The sequence below is a fragment of the Pedobacter sp. GQ55 genome (assembly GCF_059758925.1).
The window spans coordinates 221,134-246,015 of record NZ_JCAXEI010000003.1 but is presented as its reverse complement, the minus strand read 5'-3'; the positions used below and the strand labels follow the sequence as shown (position 1 = coordinate 246,015).

General features: G+C 37.4%; 24 protein-coding genes. 12 read left to right on the top strand and 12 right to left on the bottom strand.

All coding sequences use genetic code 11. The annotated features are described in order from the left end of the window. Position 1: 1 nt before the first annotated feature. The 5 genes from AC6CH7_RS09965 (at position 2) to AC6CH7_RS09945 (ending at position 7,784) form a co-directional block, all read left to right on the top strand. The gene (locus AC6CH7_RS09965; protein WP_498262552.1) at positions 2–2,380 is read left to right on the top strand and encodes an ABC transporter permease; all 2,379 of its coding nucleotides are present in this window, start codon (positions 2–4) and stop codon (positions 2,378–2,380) included. Positions 2,381–2,561: 181 nt separating this feature from the next. After that, a complete protein-coding gene (locus AC6CH7_RS09960; protein ID WP_498262551.1) occupies positions 2,562–3,062 on the top strand; it encodes a T9SS type A sorting domain-containing protein in 501 nt (166 codons plus the stop codon). 4 nt (positions 3,063–3,066) lie between these two features. Next, positions 3,067–4,233, top strand: coding sequence for a type IX secretion system outer membrane channel protein PorV (porV, locus tag AC6CH7_RS09955; RefSeq protein WP_498262550.1), 1,167 nt, complete (start codon positions 3,067–3,069; stop codon positions 4,231–4,233). A 69-nt stretch (positions 4,234–4,302) separates the two neighbouring features. Continuing rightward, a complete protein-coding gene (locus AC6CH7_RS09950; RefSeq protein ID WP_498262549.1) occupies positions 4,303–7,347 on the top strand; it encodes a beta strand repeat-containing protein in 3,045 nt (1,014 codons plus the stop codon). 20 nt (positions 7,348–7,367) lie between these two features. Then, entirely contained in the window at positions 7,368–7,784 is a 417-nt protein-coding gene (locus tag AC6CH7_RS09945) for a hypothetical protein (RefSeq protein WP_498262548.1), read from the top strand. Between the two features lie 288 nt (positions 7,785–8,072). Here AC6CH7_RS09945 and AC6CH7_RS09940 read toward each other — a convergent pair whose 3' ends face one another. The 3 genes from AC6CH7_RS09940 to AC6CH7_RS09930 form a co-directional block, all read right to left on the bottom strand. Then, positions 8,073–8,924, bottom strand: a complete 852-nt coding sequence (locus AC6CH7_RS09940; protein WP_498262547.1) for an HD domain-containing protein — start codon at positions 8,922–8,924, stop codon at positions 8,073–8,075. Positions 8,925–8,991: 67 nt separating this feature from the next. Further along, positions 8,992–9,972, bottom strand: coding sequence for a Gfo/Idh/MocA family protein (locus tag AC6CH7_RS09935; RefSeq protein WP_498262546.1), 981 nt, complete (start codon positions 9,970–9,972; stop codon positions 8,992–8,994). A 47-nt stretch (positions 9,973–10,019) separates the two neighbouring features. Beyond that, positions 10,020–10,262 carry a hypothetical protein gene (locus AC6CH7_RS09930; RefSeq protein ID WP_498262545.1) on the bottom strand — a complete coding sequence of 81 codons (243 nt, stop codon included), beginning with the start codon at positions 10,260–10,262 and terminating at the stop codon, positions 10,020–10,022. Between the two features lie 95 nt (positions 10,263–10,357). On the opposite strand from AC6CH7_RS09930, the gene dinB reads away from it, so the two are divergent. The 4 genes from dinB to AC6CH7_RS09910 all read left to right on the top strand — a co-directional run bounded on the left by dinB (position 10,358) and on the right by AC6CH7_RS09910 (position 13,081). Next, positions 10,358–11,437 carry a DNA polymerase IV gene (gene dinB / locus AC6CH7_RS09925; RefSeq protein WP_498263092.1) on the top strand — a complete coding sequence of 360 codons (1,080 nt, stop codon included), beginning with the start codon at positions 10,358–10,360 and terminating at the stop codon, positions 11,435–11,437. A gap of 102 nt (positions 11,438–11,539) precedes the next feature. Next, positions 11,540–12,118, top strand: coding sequence for a hypothetical protein (locus AC6CH7_RS09920; RefSeq protein WP_498262544.1), 579 nt, complete (start codon positions 11,540–11,542; stop codon positions 12,116–12,118). Positions 12,119–12,343: 225 nt separating this feature from the next. Beyond that, positions 12,344–12,655, top strand: coding sequence for a hypothetical protein (locus AC6CH7_RS09915; RefSeq protein ID WP_498262543.1), 312 nt, complete (start codon positions 12,344–12,346; stop codon positions 12,653–12,655). 192 nt (positions 12,656–12,847) lie between these two features. Beyond that, complete coding sequence (locus AC6CH7_RS09910; protein WP_498262542.1) at positions 12,848–13,081, top strand: hypothetical protein; 234 nt, start codon at positions 12,848–12,850, stop codon at positions 13,079–13,081. A 288-nt stretch (positions 13,082–13,369) separates the two neighbouring features. Here the strand turns inward: AC6CH7_RS09910 and AC6CH7_RS09905 are convergent, their stop codons facing one another. From AC6CH7_RS09905 to AC6CH7_RS09890, 4 genes are all read right to left on the bottom strand, one after another. Next, a complete protein-coding gene (locus AC6CH7_RS09905; protein WP_498262541.1) occupies positions 13,370–14,425 on the bottom strand; it encodes a patatin-like phospholipase family protein in 1,056 nt (351 codons plus the stop codon). Positions 14,426–14,712: 287 nt separating this feature from the next. Beyond that, positions 14,713–15,516, bottom strand: a complete 804-nt coding sequence (locus AC6CH7_RS09900; protein WP_498262540.1) for a helix-turn-helix domain-containing protein — start codon at positions 15,514–15,516, stop codon at positions 14,713–14,715. Continuing rightward, a complete protein-coding gene (locus tag AC6CH7_RS09895) occupies positions 15,503–15,925 on the bottom strand; it encodes a VOC family protein (RefSeq protein WP_498262539.1) in 423 nt (140 codons plus the stop codon). The genes AC6CH7_RS09900 and AC6CH7_RS09895 overlap by 14 nt, the downstream gene beginning before the upstream one ends. Positions 15,926–15,997: 72 nt before the next feature. After that, positions 15,998–16,492, bottom strand: a complete 495-nt coding sequence (locus AC6CH7_RS09890; RefSeq protein ID WP_498262538.1) for a DinB family protein — start codon at positions 16,490–16,492, stop codon at positions 15,998–16,000. 191 nt (positions 16,493–16,683) lie between these two features. On the opposite strand from AC6CH7_RS09890, the gene AC6CH7_RS09885 reads away from it, so the two are divergent. Next, entirely contained in the window at positions 16,684–17,307 is a 624-nt protein-coding gene (locus AC6CH7_RS09885; RefSeq protein WP_498262537.1) for a phosphatase PAP2-related protein, read from the top strand. Here the strand turns inward: AC6CH7_RS09885 and AC6CH7_RS09880 are convergent. After that, positions 17,301–18,584: a M16 family metallopeptidase gene (locus AC6CH7_RS09880; RefSeq protein ID WP_498262536.1), complete on the bottom strand. Its 1,284-nt coding sequence runs from the start codon at positions 18,582–18,584 to the stop codon at positions 17,301–17,303. The two genes, AC6CH7_RS09885 and AC6CH7_RS09880, sit on opposite strands and share 7 nt — an antisense overlap. A gap of 13 nt (positions 18,585–18,597) precedes the next feature. Continuing rightward, positions 18,598–19,959: a M16 family metallopeptidase gene (locus AC6CH7_RS09875; RefSeq protein ID WP_498262535.1), complete on the bottom strand. Its 1,362-nt coding sequence runs from the start codon at positions 19,957–19,959 to the stop codon at positions 18,598–18,600. 138 nt (positions 19,960–20,097) lie between these two features. Here AC6CH7_RS09875 and AC6CH7_RS09870 point away from each other — a divergent pair, with 138 nt between their 5' ends. Then, a complete protein-coding gene (locus tag AC6CH7_RS09870; RefSeq protein WP_498262534.1) occupies positions 20,098–21,066 on the top strand; it encodes a phosphatidylinositol-specific phospholipase C in 969 nt (322 codons plus the stop codon). A 217-nt stretch (positions 21,067–21,283) separates the two neighbouring features. Here AC6CH7_RS09870 and AC6CH7_RS09865 read toward each other — a convergent pair whose 3' ends face one another. Beyond that, positions 21,284–21,853: a porin family protein gene (locus tag AC6CH7_RS09865; protein WP_498262533.1), complete on the bottom strand. Its 570-nt coding sequence runs from the start codon at positions 21,851–21,853 to the stop codon at positions 21,284–21,286. A 93-nt stretch (positions 21,854–21,946) separates the two neighbouring features. Next, positions 21,947–22,282: a cupin domain-containing protein gene (locus AC6CH7_RS09860; RefSeq protein ID WP_294873944.1), complete on the bottom strand. Its 336-nt coding sequence runs from the start codon at positions 22,280–22,282 to the stop codon at positions 21,947–21,949. Positions 22,283–22,517: 235 nt separating this feature from the next. Between AC6CH7_RS09860 and AC6CH7_RS09855 the strand changes: the two genes are divergently transcribed. Next, positions 22,518–23,318 (top strand): murein L,D-transpeptidase catalytic domain family protein, encoded by an 801-nt coding sequence (locus tag AC6CH7_RS09855; protein WP_498262532.1) that lies wholly within the window; start codon positions 22,518–22,520, stop codon positions 23,316–23,318. A gap of 127 nt (positions 23,319–23,445) precedes the next feature. Here AC6CH7_RS09855 and AC6CH7_RS09850 read toward each other — a convergent pair whose 3' ends face one another. Continuing rightward, positions 23,446–24,855, bottom strand: a complete 1,410-nt coding sequence (locus AC6CH7_RS09850; protein ID WP_498262531.1) for a TolC family protein — start codon at positions 24,853–24,855, stop codon at positions 23,446–23,448. Positions 24,856–24,882 lie beyond the last annotated feature (27 nt).

Sequence of the window (24,882 nt, the reverse complement as noted above, 5' to 3'; positions counted from 1 at the left end):
CATGTACCTTTTAGCATTAAAAATCGCGCTTCGAAACCTTTGGAAAAACAAGGGATTTTCTCTGACTAATATCGGAGGATTAGCTATTGGCTTAGCCTGCTGCTTAGTGTTACTGCTCTACGTAAATTACGAATGGAGTTACGATAAGCAATTCAAAAATATCGATCGTATCTACTCTGTTTATGATAATGATATCATGAGCGACCGCATTATCACTAATCGTGCTTATTGTACTCCAAATCAGCTTGCTGCAACCATTACACAAACCGTCCCCGGTGTAGAACAGGTAAGCAGAATGGCCGAAAGAGATGAAAGCCCAATAAGATACAAACACAACGCATTCAATAAAAACCTCATCTTTGCTGATCCGTCCTTCTTAAAAATATTTGATTACAAGTTTATTAAAGGAGACTCTTTAAGCGCCCTATCAACTCCTAATTCAGCTATAATAACTGAACAAACTGCTAAAATCTTATTTGGAGAGGAAGATCCTATTGGCAAAGTGATAAGGTACGATAATCGTAACGACTTAATGGTTACGGCGGTAATTACCAATCATGCTCAAAATCAAACCTATCGCTTTGATGTATTAATACCCTGGACATTTTTAGAAAATGAAAGTCCGTGGTATAAAAAAATGGGTTGGACTGATGGCGCTTTAAACACTATAGTAATGCTTAAAGACGGACAACAATTTGCCTCGGCAGACCAGCAAGTAAGAAAAATCTTTAAGCAGAACACAAATGACAGCTATATAGAATTCTTTCTTTTCCCTTTTAAAAAGACTCATTTATACGATCAGTTTGAGAATGGGGAACTTGCAGGTGGTCGCATAGATCAAATAAAATTATTTCTTTTGCTTGCAGTTTGCGTGCTATTTATTGCCTGCATCAACTATATGAATCTCTCTACCGCACGATCAGAAAAACGTGCAAAGGAAATAGGGATACGAAAAACCCTTGGCTCCAGCAGGCAATCCATTGCATGGCAGTTCATATTAGAGTCGCTCCTTTTATCTTTCATGGCGCTACTTATCGCGTTTATTTTATTAGAAACTGTACTTCCCTATTTTAACAATCTATTAGCAATTGATTTGACAATAGACTATGGTTCGTATAAAATATGGACTATACTTATTGGCTTAACATTAATTACAGGGTTGCTAGCAGGCAGCTATCCTGCCCTATATTTATCTTCGTTTATACCCGTTAAGATATTAAAAGGCATTAAAGGGGCTGGCAAAACTTCGTTGCCTATTCGTAAAATACTGGTAGTAATCCAATTCGGTTTTTCAATCTGCATGATCATTTGTGCTATAGTGGTGCGAAATCAAATCAGCTATATGAACAACCGTCCCCTTGGTTTCAATAAAGACAACCTTGTTCAGTTTGGACGTCTGGGCGTTTTAAGAGACCCAGGGAAGCTTCAGCTTTTCAAATCAGAATTAATTAAATCCGGAGCTATAGTTTCTGCAACAGAGACTACAAATGGACTCACAAACAACTATGTAAGCACAGAAAAGATAAAATGGCCTGGCCAGCTAAGAAATGAACAGGTAGCCATGCAAATTAGATTTTCAGGTTATGATTTTACCAAAACAATTGGCGCAAAGATATTAGAGGGAAGAGATTTTAGCCAGGAATTTGGCAATGATACAACCAAAGTAATTTTAAATGAAACTGCTGCAAAAACAATGCATCTTAAAGATCCAATTGGTGCAAGGATAAAAAATGATGATTGGCACGAAACATTCACAGTTATTGGCGTAATGAAAGATTATAACTATTCATCACTTGGAACCAAAGTAGATCCCTTGCTTTTCTTTTATAGTGAAACCAATCCAGGCACTATCATTATGCGTTTGAATCCATCGCAAAACATAACCACCTCTATACAAAAAATTAAAGAACTAAGCCTAAAACTAAACCCCGATTATCCATTTCAAATAGACTTTGTTAGTGAAAGGATTGCTAATAAATTAAAAAGTGAAAAATTACTGAGTGTATTTTCCAATGTATTTGGTGGTTTTGCCATCTTTATATCCTGTCTAGGTCTGTTAGGTCTGGCGCTGTATATTGCTGAGCAAAGAAGCAAAGAAATCAGTATCCGAAAAGTAATTGGGGCTAGTTTAAAGGACATCCTTATCTTACTGAACAAAGATTTTATCAAACTTGTTATTCTGTCAAACATGATAGCAATTCCCACTGCGTATGTTATAACGACAAACTGGCTTCAAAAATATGATTACAAAATCGGCTTGAATACGTGGCCATTTATAATTGCATTTGTTTTATCAATATTTATCGCTGTATTAACTGTAAGCCTTCAAACTTTTAAAGTCGCAAGGGCAAATCCTGTTGATGCCTTAAAATACGATTAACATCCACCTCTTGTATAAATCAACATAACGCAAATTTGATATATTATTTTCTTCGAGAGTACAGTTTACTAATTAATAGTCGCATTACACTTAGCTGATTTTACGCGTTGCTTAATCTTAAGACAACCCAATATTACTTATATGTAATTTTGGGTTATATCTACAATTAATCCCTCTCTCGATGAAAAAAAGATATTTGCCAATATTTGGCATATTCAGTTTTACTGCTGTCGCAAATGCGCAACAAGTAGAACTCCAACGATCCGTTATAGCCAGCACGGGAGGCTCGGCAGAGATCAATAATACCATTTTTCAATACACTATAGGCGAGGTTCTGGTAACAGCCATAGAAAACTCTCCTCTGTTGGTAACACAAGGTTTCCAACAGCCAGAAGTTAATGGGAGCACCCCCGAACCACAGGCCCCTCTTATAACGGGTTTTATTGTTTATCCAAACCCGGCCAATAGCCAAACCAAACTTGAATTTGATTTGGTAATGGACGACATGGTGAACATACAGCTGGTAAATAATGCCGGCCAAACCGTGAGAAACATCTCTTTAAAAATGCTGGCTGGCAAAGCAAACTATATTTTGCCCTTAGGAGGTTATCCTTCGGGCTTATATTATGTAGTTCTCAAAGCTAGCAGAAGAACCTATTCAGAGAAACTGGTAATACAATAAACTTATGAAAACAAACATTTACCTTGCTACAAGCCTATTGGCTTGCCTGGTATGTTGGTACCAGAGCAGTTTTGCGCAACAAGACAACAGAGTAGTTCAAAGTGGAGCTGCTTTCTTATTACTAAGTGCCGACGCCAGAAACTCCGGAGTAGCTGAGGCAGGCACAGGGTTAGATGTGGATGCTAATTCATTATACATCAATCCGGCGAAGATCACCTTCGGCGAAAAAATGAGCTTTAGTGCTTCCTATACCCCATGGATGAAACAGCTCAGCAAAGATTCTCATCTGGGATACTTTACCGCATTCAGGCAATTAAACGATAGAGAAGCGCTTGGATTATCTGTTAAATACCTGGATTTGGGATCAATTGCTTTTAGAGATGAAACGGGCGGCCTTATTGAGCAATACAAGGCTAGCGAATTTAGCATAGATGCCAGCTATGCGCGCAAATTTGGTGAGACCTTTGGAATGGCGCTAACCGCCCGATATTTTAGAAGTGATATAGGTAAAGGAACGTACAACAATTTAGAACTCACTCCAACAGATGCTTTTGCTGCCGATGTATCCATTTACTCGAATCGGGAACTACAAAATGGCCGTTATTCAAGAAGCTTTAGCTGGGGTGTAAATTTAAGTAATATTGGTACTAAGCTTAAGTATTCCGATAGCCAAACCAGCTTTTTACCCATGAACCTAAGGGTAGGCGCCGGTTACAATTTCTATGCAGCACCGGAAAGTAGACTTACCATTTTACTCGACATCAATAAATTAATGGTGCCTACCCCGCCAAGGTACAAAAAGGATGTTGATGGTAATTTTACTACCGAGATAGAAAAAGGCAAAGACCCAAATAGAAGTGTTACTAGTGCTTTGTTTACTTCATTATTTGATGCACCCGGAGGATTTAAAGAAGAACTATCAGAGTTCACCATTGCAGGTGGATTAGAGTTTTCTTACTACAATCGGTTTTTTATAAGAACGGGTTATTTCTACGAAGATCCTGAAAAGGGCAACAGGCAACACCTTGCAGCCGGCATAGGCCTTAATGTGAATCCTCTAAGAATAGATATAAGCTATATATTCCCCACAGAGGATCGTTATGTGCTGAGAAATTCTATGCGATTTACATTATGCTTTACCCCTGGAGCCTCCAAACTATCAGGAAATTAATCAATGTCTTGAAGCCTTAAAAACTGATCAACAAACCAATAAAATAGAACGCATTTAAAATCATAAACTATGAGAAGTACATTTTTTACTCTAGTATTTATTCTTTTTGCAGGACTGCAATGGGCCAGCGCTCAGGATGGTTTTAAAGGGATAAATTACCAGGCAGTCGCCAGGAACACCAACGGTACAGTCCTGTCAAATCAGGCGGTAAAGGTCAAAATTTCCATCCTTGGAGGTTCCGCGAATGGCCCGGTTCAGTATATGGAAGAACATTCTGCAAATACGAATCAATTAGGACTTTTTACGCTGCAGATAGGTAAAGGAACTCCTGGCACTGGTACATTTGCTGCAATTCCATGGCAAAATGCCAATCAGTTCGCTAAGGTTGAACTTGCTGTTGGCGGTGGTTCATATAATGCACTTGGAAGTACTCAGTTGATGAGTGTACCTTTTGCATTGTACGCAGCATCAGGTAATCCTGGACCTTCAGGACCTGCCGGCCCTCAGGGCACAGCCGGTCCAAAAGGTGACAAAGGAGATATTGGTAATACCGGTCCGGCAGGACCTGCAGGTGTTGCTGGCCCACAAGGTATCAAAGGAGATCAGGGTAATCAGGGACCGGCAGGTGCTGTTGGCCCTGCTGGGCCAATTGGACCTCAAGGCATAAAGGGAGACAAAGGAGATAAAGGAGACGCCGGTGCATTAGGCCCAGCTGGGGCCCAAGGCCCACAAGGTATCAAAGGAGACCAAGGGGATCCGGGACCTGCAGGCGCTATGGGTAATCCCGGTGCAGTAGGCCCAATTGGCCCTGTTGGGCCACAAGGTCCTCAGGGAGTGGCAGGCGACATAAATGGTGTAGCTGCTAGTGGCGATTTATCGGGAACCTATCCAGGTCCGGTTGTAGCAAAATTGCAAACCAAACCTATTGATCCCATTGCACCAGTGTTAAATGATGTATTAAGATTCAACGGTGTATCATGGGCTCCAGGTGCTATAGGTGGCGGAGGCTTTGTATTGCCATTTAATGCAAATGAAAATAATCCAGGTATCCTGTTTTCTATTAATAATAACGGAGATGGAACTTCAATAGAAGGTTCAAATGCAACAACAACTTCCAGTATAGCAGCAGTAAGGGGTATTGTTTCTAGCACTTCTCCCGGAGGTTTCTCAAGTGCAGTGCGTGGTATTAACAATGGAACAGGTGGTTTAGGCATCGGAGTATGGGGGTCACATAACGGTAGCGGATGGGGTGTATACGGGGTAACACCTAACGGTCTTGGTGTATATGGAAATTCATCAGACGCTGGAACAGGTGTATATGCCAATAGCAATACAGGAACGGGCCTCATTGCCACTAGTAATAATGGTATTCCAGCAAATATTTCAATCTTTAACAACGCTAATAATAACAGTGCATTAAATGCCTCTACACTGGGTAATGGAACTGTAATTAATGTATCCAGTTCAGGATCTGGAAAAGGCGTTTTTAGCAGCACAGGATCAGGCTTTGCTGTACACGGCGTGACAAGTGCGCAAACATCTGCTGGAATAATAGGCGAGAACAATGGTGCCGGAGAAGCTGTTGTGGGCCGTACAACCAGTGATATAGCTGGTGCGGTGGTAGGCCGTAATGATGGGGGCGGATATGGTGTTCGGGGATTCATAGCAACAAATACAACAGGTAATGGTATTGGGGTTTTTGGACAGGTTGGGTTAAATGGCAGTACAGGCCGGGGTGGAAGATTTGAAAATGTTAATCAAACAAATACCGCTGGAAATACATTTGAGGTGGAAACCAATGGTAACGGAAACATCCCGGATAATACGCAAGGGAATGCGGCATCCTTTTTGGTAAATAACACCAATAGTGTTGCAGCAGGTGTAAGATCAGAAGTAAATACCATTTTTGGAAACTTTGGAGCTGCAGCCGTTTATGGGACTGCCTCCGGAACAGGCGGTTTTGCCGGCTTGTTTCATGCATCAAATGTGGCAGGAAATGGTCCGGCATTGGTAGCATTAGCTGATGGGAATGGCAATGCTATAACAGCCAACGCAGAAAAACTAGGTAACGGTGTAGAAACAAGTGTTAACGGCACAGGTGATGCGCTTTATGCCTGGGTTCCTACATTTGCTATGGGCCGGGCAGGCAGGTTCCGTATCTTTAATGAGGACAATACAAGCGACGCAATTACAGTTACTACTGTCGGAAACGGTATTGCAGGTAACTTTAAAGTAGATCGTACAACCGGTACCTCGCCTGCGGTTAAAGGCGAAGTAAATTCTATATTTTCTAACTTTGGCACTGCCGGGATATATGGCATTTCTTCTGGAACAGGCGGTTTTGCAGGTTTATTCCACGCATCTAATCCTGCAGGTAATGGACCAGCACTTATTGCTATTGCCGATGGAAATGGCAATGGTGTTACAGCGAATGCATCCAATTCTGGTGATGGAGTTGAAACCACTGCCGATGGTAGCGGAAACGCGCTATTTGCATGGACTCCTAATTTTAGCAGTGGAAGAGCCGCCCGACTTGTTAATTTTAATACCGGAAACACTAATCCTGTGCTAACTGTTGAGCAACATAGTAATGGTTCAATTGCAGTTTTTAAAAGTGGCAACCCTGGTACAGTTAATGTAGCACGCATCAATGCTGCCGGAAGAGGATTTTTTAATGGTGGTACACAAACAGGCGGTGCCGATATTGCTGAGTCATTTGAAACCATAGGTTTAACTTCTAGTTATGAGCCGGGCGACATCCTGATCATTTCTACTACTAAAGACAGAGCGGTCGAAAAATCCAGCACTCCTTACTCAAGTCTGGTAGCAGGTGTATATGCTACAAAGCCAGGAGTATTATTAACCGAAGAACACATAGACAGCGATTTAAAAGGTCAGGTACCAATGGGTGTAATAGGTGTATTACCAACAAAAGTATGTTTAGAAGGGGGTGTGATTTCAAGAGGAGATCTATTGGTTACCTCTACTATTCCGGGTGTTGCAATGAAGGCAGATCCGGATAAAGTGAAAATTGGCCAGGTATTAGGGAAAGCTCTTGAAGGTTACAATAATCAAGGCGTAAATAAAATCAAAGTTCTGGTAAGCATAAAATAATCATAATAAAAAACGAAAACATGAAAACATTATATAAAATAAGTTGTATAGCTGTTATTGGCTTAACAGTGTTTGGTTACTCAACTTTAAGCGCGCAAGAATTTAAATCGGGCGAAAGTATAAAAGAGCAACTAAAGAAAGGTAATGTTGCAGGTCTCAAGTATGGACCTGTAAATCCACAAAACAATAAGCTGAAAGACGATAAGCCGAAGCAGTATACAAAAGAAAATTTTAGGTCGTTGATATTCCAAAATTATAGTCAGAGTAGCCGGTCTATTTCTGCCCCAACTACTAATATAAGTGCTAAAAGAGCTAAATCAGCTTCTGGCTCTGCTAAGTTACCTAGTGATGCCGAGGTTCAAAAACCGAATGACAAAGATAAAAAGGTTGAAACATTTAAACTTCCTACACAGGGTGAAGAAAAAAAGAAAGAATAATTCATATTATAAATTAATGGTTAGTTATACCCGGCCCGCAAATATTGCGGCCGGGTTTTTATTTTTTTTTCCCTGATCTATTATATTATTTTTAACTTCATCCAAAATTTAATATCATGGAACAACATCAGTCAGCACACGGTCTTGAAATCACAATTGTATTGGTTACTTTAGCAGTAATAATTATGGTTACAGCATTCTATTTAACTTTTCGTAAAAAGAAAGATACACACCACTCAGGACATTAGGCACAATTAAAACATATAGGGGATTAAGGTTGGCAAGGAATTAAATTAAAGCATTTAGCTGACGGTTCTTCATCTTTAAACCCATCCCCTTTTTAACAAACATATCAAAGCCTCTTTGTTGTTTAATTGCTTTAACTCCTTCATATCCTGAGGCCGTACTTCTAATCTTATTAAGTAAGTAGGTATCATCCTTTAAAAGATCACTATGCACAAGTTCGTTACGTTGTAATCCGGCTTTAATTAGCTCAGTAAGTTTCCTGTTCGCATAAATATGTAAGGGTAAATTAAATACATCCTCAATTAGCTTCTTGTATAAATTATTAATCCACTCTGCTTTTTCAGCATTTTCAATAACAATTATGCCATCTTCAACACTAAGGTGTTTAATAAACGCTTTAACATCCTTTCTTGAGACAAGGCCTGCATGATAAGAATCTCTTAAAGTATAATCGAGCCGATCTGCGCACAGTCCTGGTGCCGCTTGCTCCAGAATGTTAAAAGTGCCATTAATAATCTCATCTATATGATATCCGTGCCACGATAAAATTTCAGGGATATCTGACGAATGTAATACCTCTTCAAAAACTTGTTCATGATAGTTTTCCTCAGTATTATCAAACACATAATCTCCAACATGTGAAAATGCAGTATGTGAAATATCATGTAATAAACCGGCAACTTGCTCAAGTTCAGAGCCACCAAGATGTCTTATCAACAGCATTACTCCTATCGAATGTTCAAGCCTGGTATGGCAAATATTTGGATTAACCAGAAAAATAGCTCCACTCTGGTGAATGCGGCCAAGTCTTTTAACCCAGGAGGAGTTAATTAAATCGTCAAATATTCCTGGAACCTCAACTTTGTCAAAAAAGATATCATTAATTAGTACCATAATACATTTTATTAATGCACAATAATACTAATAATATTAGTTTTATTAAAATAAAATGATAATTATTTTAGCTTTCCATTTTAGTAAAGCTATCCATTAACTCCATAGATAATATTGCCTGTTCTGCTGAACATGGATTATCTCCTTTACCCAGAAAATAGGCTGTTACCCGCTCAATCATTGGCTCTTGAACATGTTTCAAAGGCTCAAAAATAAACTCTTCGTCATATCCATCTTTTTTAAGAGTAACCCTATTTCCAAATACCGGGAAACTTATTTTGCCTGCTGAACCTGTTATTTCAAGAATATCTTTCTTGTCATTTTCTGATACGGTAAAACACCAGGTTCCATTAAATACCACTCCATTCTCAAATAAAATTTGTCCGGCAACAAGATCGTCTGCAGAATATTCTTTTGATTGGTTTATTGAAATGCCCGCTGACCTACTTGCTTTACCAAAGTAATAAATCATTAAATCTAACTGATGAGGTGCAAGATCATGAAAAAGACCTCCTCCAGAAATAGATGGATCAAGTCGCCAGTTAGTATCAGTACTGGCAATTAAATTATGCGCCGGAGATTGAAGCATTTGCAATTGAACAAACCTGATATCGCCAATCACTTTATCCGACAATAACTGCTTTACTTTTAAAAACATAGGTTGTTCTCTGCGGTAATGTGCTACACATAATTTAACATTAAAGTTAATTGCAGCATTTTTCATTCTCAAAGCCGATTCTGTGTTTAATGTCATCGGTTTTTCTACATAAACAGGCTTTCCCGCGGCTAAAGAGAGCAACGTATACTCCTCATGCTGTAAGGGCGGAGTTGCTATATAAATAGCATTTACCTCAGGGTCATTAATTAATTTTTTTGCATTATCATACCATCTGGGCACATTATGCCTGGATGCATAATCCTGGGCTTTTGTTGCATCTCTTCGCATTACTGCTACAAGAGATGAATTAGGAACTTTATTAAAAGCTGGACCACTTTTCACTTCAGTCACGTCTCCGCAACCTATAATACCCCATTTAATTTCTTTCATCGTTTATTGCCTCAGTATAACAATTGGTTTCTGCGGCAATATAAGAATTATCCTATTTTACTTTCTAAAACTTCAATATGCGCCCCTATTTCATCAACAAGCTCCTGACTAATGTGATCTGTTGTTTTCCACTGTACCGAATTACTTCCCTTAATGCAATAGATGTGCCCGGTCCTTTCTCCATTAACATATACAATATAATCCCCTTCTTTTGGTATTTCCACTCTTATAGCACTTGGATCGCCTTTAATTTCGAGGGTAAATTCATATGGATTTAAGTCTTTTTGCATAATTAATGTCTTTGTTTTGTTTAAAAACATATAAACAGCGTTATTGTTTCCTCATTAAAATACTTTTGTAAAGGAATGCCTAAATTTAACCTGTGATCAGAAAAATAATACATATTGATATGGATGCATTTTATGCATCAGTTGAACAGCGTGATTTTCCTGAGCTCAAAGGAAAACCAATTGCTGTTGGCGGCTCACCTGATGGACGCGGAGTTGTGGCTACGGCAAGTTACGAGGCACGCAAATTTGGAGTTAAGTCGGCAATGCCTTCACGACAAGCCCTTCAGCTTTGTCCTGAGATCATATTTATAAGACCAAGATTTGATGCCTATAAAGCTGTCTCTACACACATCAGAGAGATTTTTAGTCGATATACTGATCTTATCGAACCGCTATCGCTAGACGAGGCATACCTTGATGTAACCGAAGATAAGTTAAATATAGGTTCAGCATTAGAGATAGCTAAACAAATTAAGCAGGCCATTAAAGACGAGCTTAACTTAACAGCTTCTGCCGGAGTATCATCTGGTAAATTTGTTGCAAAAATAGCATCTGACATGAATAAACCAGATGGGCTAACGTTCATTGGCCCTTCAAAAATCGAAAGCTTTATGGAAAAGCTTCCGGTTGAGCGTTTTTTTGGAGTTGGTAAAGTCACCGCAAAAAAAATGAAAAGTATGCAGCTGCATACAGGATCAGATCTTAAAAAACTCTCTGAACAAGATCTTATTAAATACTTTGGTAAGGTAGGTAAATTCTATTATGCAATTGTAAGAGGCATTGACCAACGTGCTGTTCAGTCAGAAAGGCAAACAAAATCTCTTGCCGTAGAAGACACTTTTGAGCACGACTTAATCACGATTGAGGAAATGCACACTGAACTAGGCAAACTAGCAGATAAACTGGCATTTCGTTTAAACAAAAATCAGCTTAAGGGAAGAACCATTACACTTAAATTAAAATATAGTGATTTTAAACAGATCACCAGAAATCAATCTTTTTCTAATCCCGTTTCCGATTATCAGATCATAATAGACACCGCCAAACTGCTTCTTGAAAATATAGATTTAGTAGATAAAAAGGTAAGATTGCTTGGTATATCTCTTTCTAATTTCAATGAAATCCAGATTTCTTCCCGCTCAGTTGATCCATATCAACTTCAGCTATTTGACTAAGATAACTCAACTACCTATCAACCATTTAAGTCCTAATTATACATTTCGTAAACAAAAAACTTAATGATTTGTTAACTTATTATATAATTAAAAAATCGAGCTATGAAAAAATTAACTTTAACTCTTGTTTTATGTATCACTGTGTTATTTGGAGCAACTGCCCAGATACAGAAGGGCAATGTAATGATTGGAGCCAATCTATCAAACATATCTTTCGGATTGGACAAACCAAATGTATTTAGTTTAAAAATTAACCCAAAAGCCGCGTGGTTTGTTCAAGATGGTTTAGCACTTGGTGGCGACGTTTCTTTTGGTCTTGCAACAGCTAAAGATGCAGGTACTGATATTAGTTACGGTATAGGAGCCCTTGGACGCTACTATGGTGCTACCGGAGCTAATGAAGTTGTTAACAATTCCAGATTCTTTGGTGAAGCTACTGTTGGTATTTCAGGTGTAAATCCTTCTGTTGGTGGTTCAACAAATGGTTTAGGATTTAGCTTTGGTCCGGGTTGGACTTATTTCGTAACACCTAGTATTGGCTTAGAAGCTTTACTTAAATACAATGGTGTTGTAGGCTTTGGAAGCAGTGCTTACGCACATAATCTGGGTCTTGCAGTGGGCTTCCAGATTTATCTGCCAGGAAAAGGTACTGCACGTAAAGTACAAAGAGATATGCAGTAATCATTACTTTTAATCTTTAAAGAGGAGCAACCAATTAAGGTTGCTCCTCTTTTGTTTCATAATTCAGCAAACTGTGGAGTTTCTCTACAACTTTAAAATTCAACAAAACACATAATTAACTGTAAATCAATCATATGCCAAAAGCAAATGATTTAGGCATCATTATGTAGCATAGTCTGAACATAACTAACAAGAATTTTTAACTGAAATTTTAAAATAAGTATTATGAAAAAGATCATCTTATCAGCAGCATTTTTTGCATTAGCAGGACTAACTACAGTAAAAGCAAGCGACATTAAAAACCCAGTTAGAGTTGCTGTGCAACAAGATAGCGTTACAAAAGCACCGGTTGAATTAAAAGACCTTCCTGAGCCAGTTCAAAAAACATTACAATCGGAACCGGTTAAAGCTTGGACTCCAACAGCTGCATTCCTTGTAACTAATCCTGACAAATCTACATATTACCAAGTTGATGTTAAAAAAGAAACAGAAACTGGTTCTTTGAAAATTGACAAAGACGGAAAAATTATCCAATAATATAAAGAATCACAAATCCCTAAAGTTTAATTAACACCCACAAAGCCAGAGCAATCTGGCTTTGTGGTAAAGTTTAGTTTTTATTTTACTCCCCCTACATCTACCCTACTGATCTCACATTTTTAAAAGTGATGTTTTTCAAAACAACATCACTTTTAAAAATGTTTTCATTGTACATCAAATCCAAAGGCTATGAATAATCAAAATGGAAATGAGGAGCAAGTCCCTAAAGAAATCGGTTCTAATCTAACTGGTACAGCTGTACATGCCAAACCGGGGCACCAAAGAGATATTCCTATTGATAGGTATATTGAAAATCTTGATAATAAAGATATAACTGCACCTGAAAGACATGAGAATTCATTGGAAAAGTACAAAACTAAAAATGAAAACAAAAAGAATCAGAATAAGGGATCAGAAAATTGACTTTGAATAATAAAAACGCGCTTGATTAACAAAAAAGCGCGTTTTTACATTTTAAAATTCAACAACTGCGTATTTTCACAGTTGATATCAGGTCATTTCTTAGTTAATTTTGATTTGAATTAAATAGTGGATAAATAAAATTAACATCATGTATCTCAAAACACCAAAAAAATCGTCTGTAACACGTTATGCCATTAGCGCATTAAAAGTTTTAGCATTTATTTTATTTGTATTCTGTTTTTATCAGGCTTGTAAAATAACTACCCCTTAAAATTTCTCATTTAAAGGCTAGCGTGCAACTTTTATAAAATCCCATGGCATTTTAGAAGTAGATTTTTTTTGTTCCTCTACCAGGAATTTAGCGATCTGGTTTAATAAATGCTCATTTTCACTCACAGTTTTGTCTCCCAGGGCCACTAATTTCTCAATATTTGCCGGGCTGGCAGCATCTAAGCCTTCTTTTATACTCTCCAAACTACCTGGTTCTATTCTTACATAGTTCTTTTCTTTACCTACAGAATGAAAAAGCTGTTGTAAAAAAAAGTCGCTCGTTTCTGCAACCCCACTCATCATAATATCTATTAAAGCTGGCACAATAGCCATTGCGCTGCTCTTTTTAAAGTGATCATAGTCATAAGATCTTTTAGAGCGCCCTGTTCCTAAAGAGAGTAAGTAAATATCATTGATTCTGGTTTGATTAAATGCCTTTGTAACTTCTATTAAGCCACTTAATGCAGGATTAGTAGCAAACACCCCACCATCAAGCAAAGGATACCTCACATTAGCCAAAGAGTGTATTTCAGCTACGCTAAAATACGTTGGCGCTGCCGAAGTTGCCCTACAAACATCCTTTAAATAAAAATCCCTGACATCGCCACGAACTATGGCGTTCTGCTGTCTAAAAAAATGTGTTTTGCGTAATTCTATATTATAGGCACTTATAATACATGGCTTAATAAGTTGGCTAAGTTTTATTTTTCCAAAATATTTCTTCAAAACCCCCTCAAAGATTTGACTGTTATAGCGTTCTCCCGCCAAACCAAATTTTGCTCTTAAACGCTTAAAAAAAGTCATTTTAAAAATCTCGTTACCATGCTCCAGATAAAGATCCAGTGCTTCTTTAGCAGAAAATCTTGGTCGGGTTGGATGCTCATCCGAAGGACAAAGTAACAGACAGGTTAAAATACCGCCGGTACTTGTTCCTGCAAAAAAGTCAAAGTAATCAACAATAGCGGCATCTGGGTTTTTACTTTCTTTCTTTAATTTTTCCTCGAGTGCCACTAAAAGCATCCCGGGAATAATCCCTCTTATCCCGCCGCCATCTATAGAAAGGATCTTCTTCATAATACATGTGGGTTACCGTAAATATAGTTACTTATATTTTATTGCAAAATTCACCTGTGTATTTACACAGTTGTAAAAAAAATATCACATGCCTATGTTTGTAATAGCTATTTGGTTAAACAAATCTGCTAATTGTGCCGGCCTCTTTAGTACTTTGTTACCAGCACATAAGATTTAAAATGTAATTAAGATAAAGATATCAATCACGTCTCTCAACGTCAATTACAAAATCACCTCCTATGAAAAAAACAAAAGCCGGATACTACTCCGGCTTTTATTTTTTAAAATTAAAATTCCAGCGAAAGACCTGCATGCCATTGAGACGGTGTACAACCATAAAAACGCTTAAATTCTTTAATGAAATGATTTTGGTCAAAAAAATCGAATTTATATACCAATTCCTGCCAGTTAACAGCATTATTCTCTGTAATAAAACTATTGATGTTATTGAATCGTACAATTCTGCTAAAAGCTTTTGCACTAAATCCTACTTTTTCTCTAAACTGAACACCTAAATTAGTTTCAGACATACCTACCTGTCGGCTAAGTTCTGCAATACGAACAAGCCCTCTGCTTTTATGTATTTGCTCACAAGCATACGCCACACCATTTACATTAATGTTTTCGGCACTAATTAATCGCTTAAGCAGCCACCGTTCCAATCTGGCAACAACTGCTGTGGGTATCTTTGCTACTTCCCTCAATTGTTCAGTTAAATTTTTAATTTCTGGAAAAAGAAGCTGCACATCTGTAGCTTCATTTGAGAAATAGCGCTGCGGAATACCAAATAGTTTAAAAGCACCATAAGGTTTAAAAATCACCATTATAAGTTCTTTTGGATAAACATCGAAGCTTCGGCTATGGTCAAGTAATCCCAAAAAACAAAGCGGATACTGATAAACCTTATCCTCTCCCACCTCATGAAATGTGTGTTGCTCATCAATCACAAAGGACATTTGTGTACTGGCAACCGGATAAATATTTAATGGCGAACCTGTACCACAAGAAAAATTCATATCTAAATACAAGTAACCATCAATATACGGCTGAAGTGCCGGATGAGCAATAAAAAACTGATTATTTAAACTCATAATTTATCATCCATTGAATACCATATTTATCATTAAACATTCCAAAGAAAGAGCCCCAAAACGACCTTTCGAGTGGCATCGTAATTACCCCGCCAGCCGATAAGCCGTTAAACAACCTAATCGCCTCTTCTTCAGTGTCAGCACTGATAGAAATATACGAATTATTACCAAGAGTTAATGTTTGTCCTAAAGAACTTAAAATATCTGTAGCCATAAGGATACTTGTTTTGCCAATTGGCAATGAAATGTGCATAATCTTTTCCTGATCTTCTATCGACATCGTCTCACATTCCGGAATTTCTTTAAATCGGGTCAATGCAAGAAATTCACCTCCAAATACCGATTTATAGAAGTTAAATGCTTCTTCTGCATCTCCGTCAAAGTTTAAATATGAATTTAGAATTGCCATCTCCAAACATTTAGGCAATGTAGGTTAAAATGATTTTGCTATAAATAAAATTACTCAATTTATAATATTTATCTAGTCGTATTTAATTGCCTCATAACCTAATAGCCTGCGCCACAACGCGATCTGCCCAATACAATTTGCTTCACGATAAATAATGAATGCGATCAATTCATAAGAAGTCATTTTTTCAGAACCCATATCAATCTGTTCATTAAGTTTTTCATCAGTAACATTCATTAGGGCATCTCTTAATAGCGGACTTATCTTATCCCAATCTTCATTAAATTCACTTAATGGCGGGTAGGTAGCATTCTCAATTATTCCCTGATGATTTTCAAATAAATTGTGTGCAGCCTGATTGCCCGGAATTCCCAGCATATTTGCCAACTCGTAACGCTGCTCTACAAGACTTCCGGCAAGCCATGAAACATGATTAGCCTTAGTATTCAACCTATTATGTGCATCCCTGGTGGTAATTCCCAAAATAGCTTTCGAATAAAAACTGGTATGCATATCAAATAATACAAGAAGCGCATACATCCTTTCATTAGTTGTTTTGATTTCCATGGTATTTATATTTTAATTTTTAATGTTAATTTAGTGTAATCATAATATAAATTCTGACTTTTACTGAATATGTTTAACACTACTAACTTACTGCTATAATCTAACTATTAGAGAGGCAGTGTACGACAATATTAGGGGGTAATTGAGACATACTTTTTTACGATTAGAAATAACAAAACTTAGATTAAATAATGCATTCTAGACAATTCTCCTGGCAAATTGCATGGGAATATCCACCATTTAGGCTCAAACTTATACTAGGAACAATTATACTTATCGGAATATTATTATTTATACCGCAATTTTTTCATCATATAGAAAACAGAGAAGGTGCAGTATTAAATGACTGGTTCTTAAAAAGAATACCAGCAGTTGATGTTTCCTTATATATATTTCTAATACTTTATGCATTAATTATCCTGTTCCTGGTAAGAATGTCCAGAAACACCTCTATTTGCCTAACAGCACTATGGACATTCATATTCTTATGCATCGCCCGCATTTTATCTATTACACTGGTACCGCTTAACGCTCCTACCGGCATTATTGAACTGGCAGATCCTTGTTCTATTCTTTTTTACAGATCAAATGTAATTACAAAAGACCTGTTCTTTTCAGGGCATACCGCTACTTTAATCATAGGAGGCCTGTGTATGCAAAGCAAAAGAGATAAGCTCATATCCTTTGCTGCTGCGGTAATTGTTGGCGTGCTTCTGCTTATTCAGCATGTACATTATACTGCTGATGTTGCAGCCGCGCCATTCTTTAGCTGGATTTGTTGGTATCTTGGAAAAACTGTAGCTAAAACCTATTGAAACGCCTGCTTACCCAATTGTTCGTCGCCCAGATATAACCAAATTGCACCCTTTGCATATTTTTCAAATGCTTTACCTATATCTTCAAGGGTTACTTTATTGATGTTATCCAGCATATCTTCTTCCATCTTATACCCTCCCAGCACTTCAGCTTCTCCAAGATCATCAACGATCGAACTTGAACTTTCCTGATGTCTGTAATACCTTAAACGATGGTCTTTTTTAATTCCGTCAAGAAACGATTGACTGTAACGGCCACTTCTAATGCTATTATAAACAGCTACCATGGCCTGAAATGATTTTTTAGGTTGCGTTGTACTCACATACATAGATGTGTAAGGCATCTGCTGCATCTTAATGGTAGCTCCGGGTGCGTAAGAAAGACCTTGTTTTACACGTAGTTCATAATGTAAATTTCCACTTAAAGCATTTATGGCAAGCATAAAGGGGGCATAATCAGGGCTGCTCATAACCGGAGCATTCATTACACCACTTATGTAGTTTGTAGCCAGGTCTCGCTGTTCTGTCAACAGATGTTCTCCTTCAATCGTTTTTTGGTGGTATACCGGTGGTGTATAAGGTTTAGCGGCAATCTCTTTAAACGACTCATTTATCTTTTTTTCAAGTGCTTCTTTAGTTATTTTACCCGCAACAACTAAAAACATTTTGCTTCTATTTAAAAGCTGATTATGGTAATAATTAGAAACACTATCGGCTGTAAATCCACTAACAGTTAAATCTTTACCCTTAGGCTCTGTACTGTATTGACTACCATCAAATATCGCCTGCATCGACATCTGTTCAATCCGCGACTCTGGAGATGCATGAAGCTGATAAATACCAGAAATAATTTTTTCTTTGGTAGACTGGAATTCGGATTTATCAAAAATCGGATTCGCTACAGCATCTGAAAACAACTTCCAACCCTGTTCAAAATACTTGGAAATACAGTCCATACTAATCGTTCCATAATCAGTTTCAGAAGAACCTCCTATATTTATTCCATATTCATCCGCCAGTTCCTTATAATCATCAACACTATAATTCTTTGTACCACATGATGATGCTGCCGCCAAAGCAAGGTTCTCTATTCCAGCCTGCTCAGATTTGTAATTCATCACCCCTCCTCTAAAATACATGCTCATGCTAATGGTTTCTTTTTGAGTGGGCCTTAAAATTACTTTTAAGCCATTCACATCAAAAGACACAGCCTTGGTTTGGGATCTAGCCGAAAAAAGGAATAAAATAAAAATGAAGGTTAATATATATGGTTTCATCAGTTTCAATATTTTATTTGAAGAATTCTTGAGGTTTTACAGCGTCAACACTGCTTTTATTAATAATCATTCCTGCACAAAACGGCTTACCTTTAATGTATTTTCGAACGTAATTAAATAAATCGGCTCGGGTTATCTTATTCAGGTTTTCCTCATAATGAGTATAATAATCAACCGAGGCCGATGCCCACCAGAAAGAAAGCAAATGAGCATAATCTGACGTTACTTCTCTACGTTCAACCTGAGATATAGAAAGTAATCGTTTTGCACGTTCTATCTGAACCTCCGAAAGATAATCCTCTTCATCCCACAAAGCAATCTGTTTTAGCACCTCCTCATAGCATTCTTTAATTTTAGCAGGATTTGGGCTTACCATAAAACTAATAGGGCCTGTATATTTCTGAGTATAATAATTTACACTTGCTTCTTGCGCTAATCCTGAATTAATTAAAGCCTTCTTCAACTTTGATCCATTTTGGTTTACAATAAATGAAAATACATCTGCAGCATAAGTTCCAGGGATATCATTGCGTGTGTCTGGTCCATGCCAGCTAAAAAGCATATAAGGAACAGGCATCTTGGTTGATTCTATGATGTAATAATCATTTTTGATAAGTGTTTTAAATTCCGGAATGGGCCACTTTTTAAAAGGATCAAAAGGCGATGCTTTCCAGCTTCCAAATATATCTTCAGCACTGCTAAAAGCTTCATCTACCTTTACATCGCCTGCAATTACCAATACAGAATTGTTGGGCCAGTAATACTTATTCTTTATAGAATCCATTTTTGATGGAGTGGCCGATAAAATCACATCATGATTTCCAATCACGTTCTTTCTGGAATAATTAGCACCCCACATATGTTTCTTGTCGGCATCAATCAATGGGTAAAGCGGGCTCGACTCTTGTCTGGTAAACTCAGCATTTACAATTTCATTTTCCATTGCCATATCTTCCTTAATAAATATAGGATAGCGAATGGCAGAATTCATGAATTTTAAACCAGGTTTTAAATTTACCGAAGGAAGGGTAAAATAATAATTTACAACCTCTTCTCTTGTGTTGGCATTTGAAGTAATTTCCAATTCATTACTCCTCTTATTAAAGCTCTCAAAATTTGGATAATCTTTATTCGCTTTAAAGAACAGGTGTTCATAAAGATGGCTTAATCCATTGTAATCATCAGACTCAGTAAATGAGCCATTTCTACAAGCCATTTCAATGGTTGCAAGGGGAACAGTATTGTCTACAACTACCAATATTTCAAGCCCGTTTGCTAGCTTCTTGAAATACATATTTCCTGCTATCTTCTGTTGCGAAAAAACAGAAATACAGTTCATTATGAGGACCACCGTAAGTAAAAGTTTAGAGCGCATATAGTTAAAATTGATATACCTAATTATCTATACAAATACGTGTAAATCTTTTAATTTAACAAATAATTTTATGCCTTTTTGTCAATCTGATTTTTTCTTATATTGTAGTTAATCAGTTAACCAAATTAATCCCTAAGTATGAACAATTTTAAACTTCAATTCCCCCTGATTGTTGCGGGAATCGTTGCGTTTACATCGTGTAAAAAGCAGGAACAAGTAAGATTACAATCTGAAGCGACACAGGAAATGTCGGTTCCCTCCTCGCTCGTGCTAACTTACACCATGAGCAATTGGATGGGTTCCCTACCAGATGCAACCAATGTAGCCCAACTCTCCATCCCCGGAACACATGATTCTGGAGCAAGAACTGAACCAGTTGGCGGCACGGCAAAATGTCAAAATCTAAGCATTGCTGATCAGTTAACGGCTGGTGTTAGGTATCTTGATATCAGATGCAGGCACATTGGCGATGCCTTTGCTATCCATCACGGTTCAATCTATCAGAACCTAAACTTTAATGATGTGCTAAATGCCTGTATCAGTTTCCTGAACAGCAATCCAACTGAAACCATTATCATGAGTGTAAAGGAAGAATATGATCCTAGCAATAATACCAGAAGTTTTGAACAGACCTTTGATTCGTATGTAAATCAAAATCCTTCTAAATGGGACTTGGGCGATGGTGTTCCTACTTTAGGAGCTGTTCGTGGTAAAATAAAGTTATTAAGAAGATTTGGAGCTGGTAGCACAATGGGTATTGATGCAACCAATTGGGCAGACAATACTACTTTTAGCATCAATAATTCGGCTGCGAACCTTAAGATACAAGATTATTATAACGTAAGTGATGTAAATACAAAATGGTCGAACATTGAAACGCTTTTAAATGAGGCCCATAACGATACTTCCAATAGGTTATACCTAAATTATAGCAGTGGTTATAAAGCACTTATATTTGGTATTCCAAGTATAACTACCGTATCTAACTCGATAAATCCTAAAATCAATACCTTCTTTACAAATAATACGCATGGAAAGTATGGCATTATTCCAATGGATTTTGTTGATGCAACCAGAAGTCAGTTAATTGTTAATACTAATTTTTAATGGAAGAGTCGTCATTCTGAATAACAGGCTGTTTAAAGTTATCGTCATCCTGAATTCATTTCAGGATCCCGCAAGCGCTATTCCATCTTTCTATTCCCGGATCCTGAAATGAATTCAGGATGACGCGGCGGTGATAGCGATGTACTAACCTAGCTGCCATTAATACTTTTTTGTGTTTTTTCTAATGCTAGGCTCTCAGAATGACGACCCTTCCTTTTTAAAATATCTTAAATCCTACCGAAAGATTAAATATCCCGGTTTTTTCATCAAGGCCCTTATTAATCTTTGTTAACCCTCTGCTATATCTGGCATCAATAGTTAAACTACCTATATCAACACCAGCATTAACAACACCGCCGGCAGTAAATTTCTTATAATCAAACTCGCTTGGGCCTGTAGCTTTGTTTAAAGAATAGCTTAAATCCGGTCCTGCAGAAATCCTAAAATTCAATGCTTCCGTATTGATAAGCTTATAACCTACCATCAAAGGAATATTAACCTGCTTAAATTTAGGGCTATAAATTTTTGAATTGTAAGTATACTCACTTTTAAATGCAGTGTAGTTTACCTCAGGCTGAAAATACAATGCATCTCCAACCCTTGCAAAAACACCAATATTATAACCTGCTTTACCTTCCTTTTCTTTTACCTCTTTGAAACTTGTTGGGAGCGTTGCATAATTGATACCAGCTTTCAACCCAAAATTAACTCCTGATTGCTGCGCTTTTACCGAACCGATGCTTACCATGAATACTGCAATCATTAAATAGAACTTGTTTGTTTTCATACTTTCTGTGTTAGAATAATTGTTTAATTATTTGTGATTTGAAAGTATGACAACAGAAGTAACGTTTACCCCCACGAGCCTCAAAAAATATTTTTAAAGAAAATCTTCCCGATGGGGAGTAAACGCATCAATTAAAGTTCCTGCCTCCAAACAGACACAACCATGAATTACATGTGGTGGCACGTAATAACCATCCCCTTTTCTTATTACACGCACTTCCTCACCAATGGTCATCTCAAAAGCTCCACTATCTACATAAGTTACCTGAGTATGATGATGCTCATGCAGATCGCCTACAGCTCCCACCTCAAATTTTGCTTTTACAAGCATAATCCGATCATCATATCCAAAAACTTGTCTTTTAATTCCATTACCCAAATCCTCCCAGGGGGTTTCGTCTTCTATCTGAAATAGGTTACTTTGTATCATAATTTATCTTCTTCTACCCCTTCAATTACATTTTATATGGGCTAAATATTAACAAATGTATGAATTTGACGACTGATTTTAGTTGAATCATTAAGTCACACAAGGGTAATAGAATCATTTTCAATACGTTAAACAAAATATATTTTTAGTATGTTTGAAATATCTAAAGGACTGTATTTGAAAAAACACTAACAAATTAGCGCATTGTTTAATAATAACACGAGAGTTAAAATTTATGACGAAATGCATTTTGGGGGGAGTATCGATGTTAGCGCTCAGCCTTTCTTTATCAATTTTTAATGGGGCACATAGGGAGCCATCAAAACCGGTAATTGTTGCTAAAATATCTGAAGACAGTTTATATGACGACCATGTAAACAACCTTTATAACGAGGTAAACCTCGAATATACGGGCTTAAGTCGTTCTGTGTTTGAAAAAGCACTTACTGGTTTCTATAATCTAAAAAAATCCGGACAAGTTTCAGAGGATAAATCTATCCTTTCGATTGCTGATTTTGATAAAAACAGTACTGAAAAAAGACTTTGGATCATTGATCTTAATAAAAAGAAACTGATTCTTAATACCTGGGTAGCTCACGGACAACGTAGCGGAGCTGATAAAGCAACTCGCTTTTCAAACTCTAATGATTCTTTTCAAAGTAGCATAGGTTTTTACCTTACTGCCGAGATTTATCGTGGACAACATGGTCGTTCGTTGCGTTTGGATGGTATGGATGAAGGTTTCAATTCTAATGCCCGTAGGAGATCTATTGTAGTACATGGAGCAGATTATGTTAGCCAGGGAACTATAAATGCTTTAGGAAGGCTTGGACGCAGTCAGGGTTGCCCTGCAGTACCTAGTGAGCTTTCAGATTTGGTGATCAATACTATTGAAGGAAAAACAGTATTATTTATAAATGTTACAGATCAGAGGTATACATCTAGATATCTTGATCAGCATATGGCTGCTGCATTTGCCAGCAATTTTGATCAGAAAGATTCAACCAGCTATCAGGATTCTACGCTGAATATTTAGGAAATAACATATCAACTTTATTTGAAACACCCGTCAACCCGAGAACCGAGAGACCCCTTGTCCCTGCTAGTTCAAGAGATCTCTCCTGTTGTCGAGATGACGGGTGTTATATAATTACGACGATCTCTTATAATCCGCCGCCCAGCGAACGATAAAGCTCAACCGAAGCATTTAATTGTGCAGTTTTTATAGCTGCCAATTCAAGTTCACTTTGCAACGAATTACTTTGAGCAGTGATTACCTCTAAATAAGTCGCCATTCCATTTTTAAATAATAGGTTGGCATTTTTTACTGCTCCTTGTAAAGTAGTTACTCTTTTAGAAGAAATATCGTATTGAAGTTTTAACTTCTCTAATTTAACCAATTCATCAGAAACCTCGCCTACCGCATTCAGTACCGATTGTCTAAACTCAAGTACTACTTTTTCGCGATCTATTTTAGCAAGCTCATATTGGCTTTTCAATTGTCTGCGTTGAAATATTGGTTGAGTAAGTCCACCTCCTACTACACCAAATAATGATGCAGGAATATTAAACCAGTTACTGGCTTTAAATGAGTTAAGACCTCCACTTGCAGTGATGCTTAACGAAGGATACATACTTGCCTTAGTAATCCCAACCTTTGCATTAGCAATATTTAAAGACAATTCGGCACTTTTCACGTCCGGTCTTCTGCTCACCATAGAAGAAGGAATACCTGCTGGCAATTGTGTTGGTATATTTGTTTTTTCAAGACTTGCCAAACGCTCAACGGCGCCAGGCAGCTGACCAGTCAGAATACGTAGTGCATTTTCCTGAATGGTGATATTTTGTTCCAGTTCCGGAATCAATTGTGCGGCTACCAATTGCTGAGCTTCTGCCTGCTGTATAGCTAAAGAAGTTACCTGTCCGGCATCAAACTGCATATGTATAATGCGTAAGGTACTGTCGTTTAATAAGAGATTCTTTTTAGCCACAGCCATTTGAGCATCCATCATTAATAACCTGTAATAACCTTGAGCAACGTTAGCCACTACCCTTGTTTGGATGGCTTTCCTTGCTTCCGATGTTTGAAGATAAGTTGCAAGGGCTGCTTGTTTCTGGCTTTTTATTTTACCCCAGATATCGGCTTCCCATGCCAAACCAACGTTTGCATTATAATCTTGAATAACCTTGGTTTTCAAAAACTGACCGGCACTTAATCCATTCAAACTATTATCAGACGGACGATTAGCATTAGCAGTAACCTGTAACGTTAACTCCGGGATATTGCCAAGCTTTGATTGTTTAAACAGCACCTCTGCCGATTCAATATTTTTCAAAGCGATCTGCATATCGTAATTTCTTAATAACGCAGTATCTATTAGTCGTTGTACCCCTTCTTCCGTAAAGAAATTCTTTACAGAAATATTTCCAATACTAGTGGTATCTGTAGTACTGGCATTCCTGAAGCTTTCAGGAATTGCAGCTTTCGGTATAGCTACATCTTTAGAAACTTTACATCCGGCCAGCACTATTAAAACTAATAGTGGGGCCAGTGTATTTATATACTTTTTCATTAGTATCTATTTTTTAAAATTTGTTAT

Coding starts and splice junctions, on each gene's coding strand:
- AC6CH7_RS09965 (WP_498262552.1), top strand. CDS start 2: ATGTACCTTTTAGCATTAAAAATCGCGCTTCGAAACCTTTGGAAAAAC.
- AC6CH7_RS09960 (WP_498262551.1), top strand. CDS start 2,562: ATGAAAAAAAGATATTTGCCAATATTTGGCATATTCAGTTTTACTGCT.
- porV (WP_498262550.1), top strand. CDS start 3,067: ATGAAAACAAACATTTACCTTGCTACAAGCCTATTGGCTTGCCTGGTA.
- AC6CH7_RS09950 (WP_498262549.1), top strand. CDS start 4,303: ATGAGAAGTACATTTTTTACTCTAGTATTTATTCTTTTTGCAGGACTG.
- AC6CH7_RS09945 (WP_498262548.1), top strand. CDS start 7,368: ATGAAAACATTATATAAAATAAGTTGTATAGCTGTTATTGGCTTAACA.
- AC6CH7_RS09940 (WP_498262547.1), bottom strand. CDS start 8,924: ATGGTACTAATTAATGATATCTTTTTTGACAAAGTTGAGGTTCCAGGA.
- AC6CH7_RS09935 (WP_498262546.1), bottom strand. CDS start 9,972: ATGAAAGAAATTAAATGGGGTATTATAGGTTGCGGAGACGTGACTGAA.
- AC6CH7_RS09930 (WP_498262545.1), bottom strand. CDS start 10,262: ATGCAAAAAGACTTAAATCCATATGAATTTACCCTCGAAATTAAAGGC.
- AC6CH7_RS09920 (WP_498262544.1), top strand. CDS start 11,540: ATGAAAAAATTAACTTTAACTCTTGTTTTATGTATCACTGTGTTATTT.
- AC6CH7_RS09915 (WP_498262543.1), top strand. CDS start 12,344: ATGAAAAAGATCATCTTATCAGCAGCATTTTTTGCATTAGCAGGACTA.
- AC6CH7_RS09910 (WP_498262542.1), top strand. CDS start 12,848: ATGAATAATCAAAATGGAAATGAGGAGCAAGTCCCTAAAGAAATCGGT.
- AC6CH7_RS09905 (WP_498262541.1), bottom strand. CDS start 14,425: ATGAAGAAGATCCTTTCTATAGATGGCGGCGGGATAAGAGGGATTATT.
- AC6CH7_RS09900 (WP_498262540.1), bottom strand. CDS start 15,516: ATGAGTTTAAATAATCAGTTTTTTATTGCTCATCCGGCACTTCAGCCG.
- AC6CH7_RS09895 (WP_498262539.1), bottom strand. CDS start 15,925: ATGGCAATTCTAAATTCATATTTAAACTTTGACGGAGATGCAGAAGAA.
- AC6CH7_RS09890 (WP_498262538.1), bottom strand. CDS start 16,492: ATGGAAATCAAAACAACTAATGAAAGGATGTATGCGCTTCTTGTATTA.
- AC6CH7_RS09885 (WP_498262537.1), top strand. CDS start 16,684: ATGCATTCTAGACAATTCTCCTGGCAAATTGCATGGGAATATCCACCA.
- AC6CH7_RS09880 (WP_498262536.1), bottom strand. CDS start 18,584: ATGAAACCATATATATTAACCTTCATTTTTATTTTATTCCTTTTTTCG.
- AC6CH7_RS09875 (WP_498262535.1), bottom strand. CDS start 19,959: ATGCGCTCTAAACTTTTACTTACGGTGGTCCTCATAATGAACTGTATT.
- AC6CH7_RS09870 (WP_498262534.1), top strand. CDS start 20,098: ATGAACAATTTTAAACTTCAATTCCCCCTGATTGTTGCGGGAATCGTT.
- AC6CH7_RS09865 (WP_498262533.1), bottom strand. CDS start 21,853: ATGAAAACAAACAAGTTCTATTTAATGATTGCAGTATTCATGGTAAGC.
- AC6CH7_RS09860 (WP_294873944.1), bottom strand. CDS start 22,282: ATGATACAAAGTAACCTATTTCAGATAGAAGACGAAACCCCCTGGGAG.
- AC6CH7_RS09855 (WP_498262532.1), top strand. CDS start 22,518: ATGACGAAATGCATTTTGGGGGGAGTATCGATGTTAGCGCTCAGCCTT.
- AC6CH7_RS09850 (WP_498262531.1), bottom strand. CDS start 24,855: ATGAAAAAGTATATAAATACACTGGCCCCACTATTAGTTTTAATAGTG.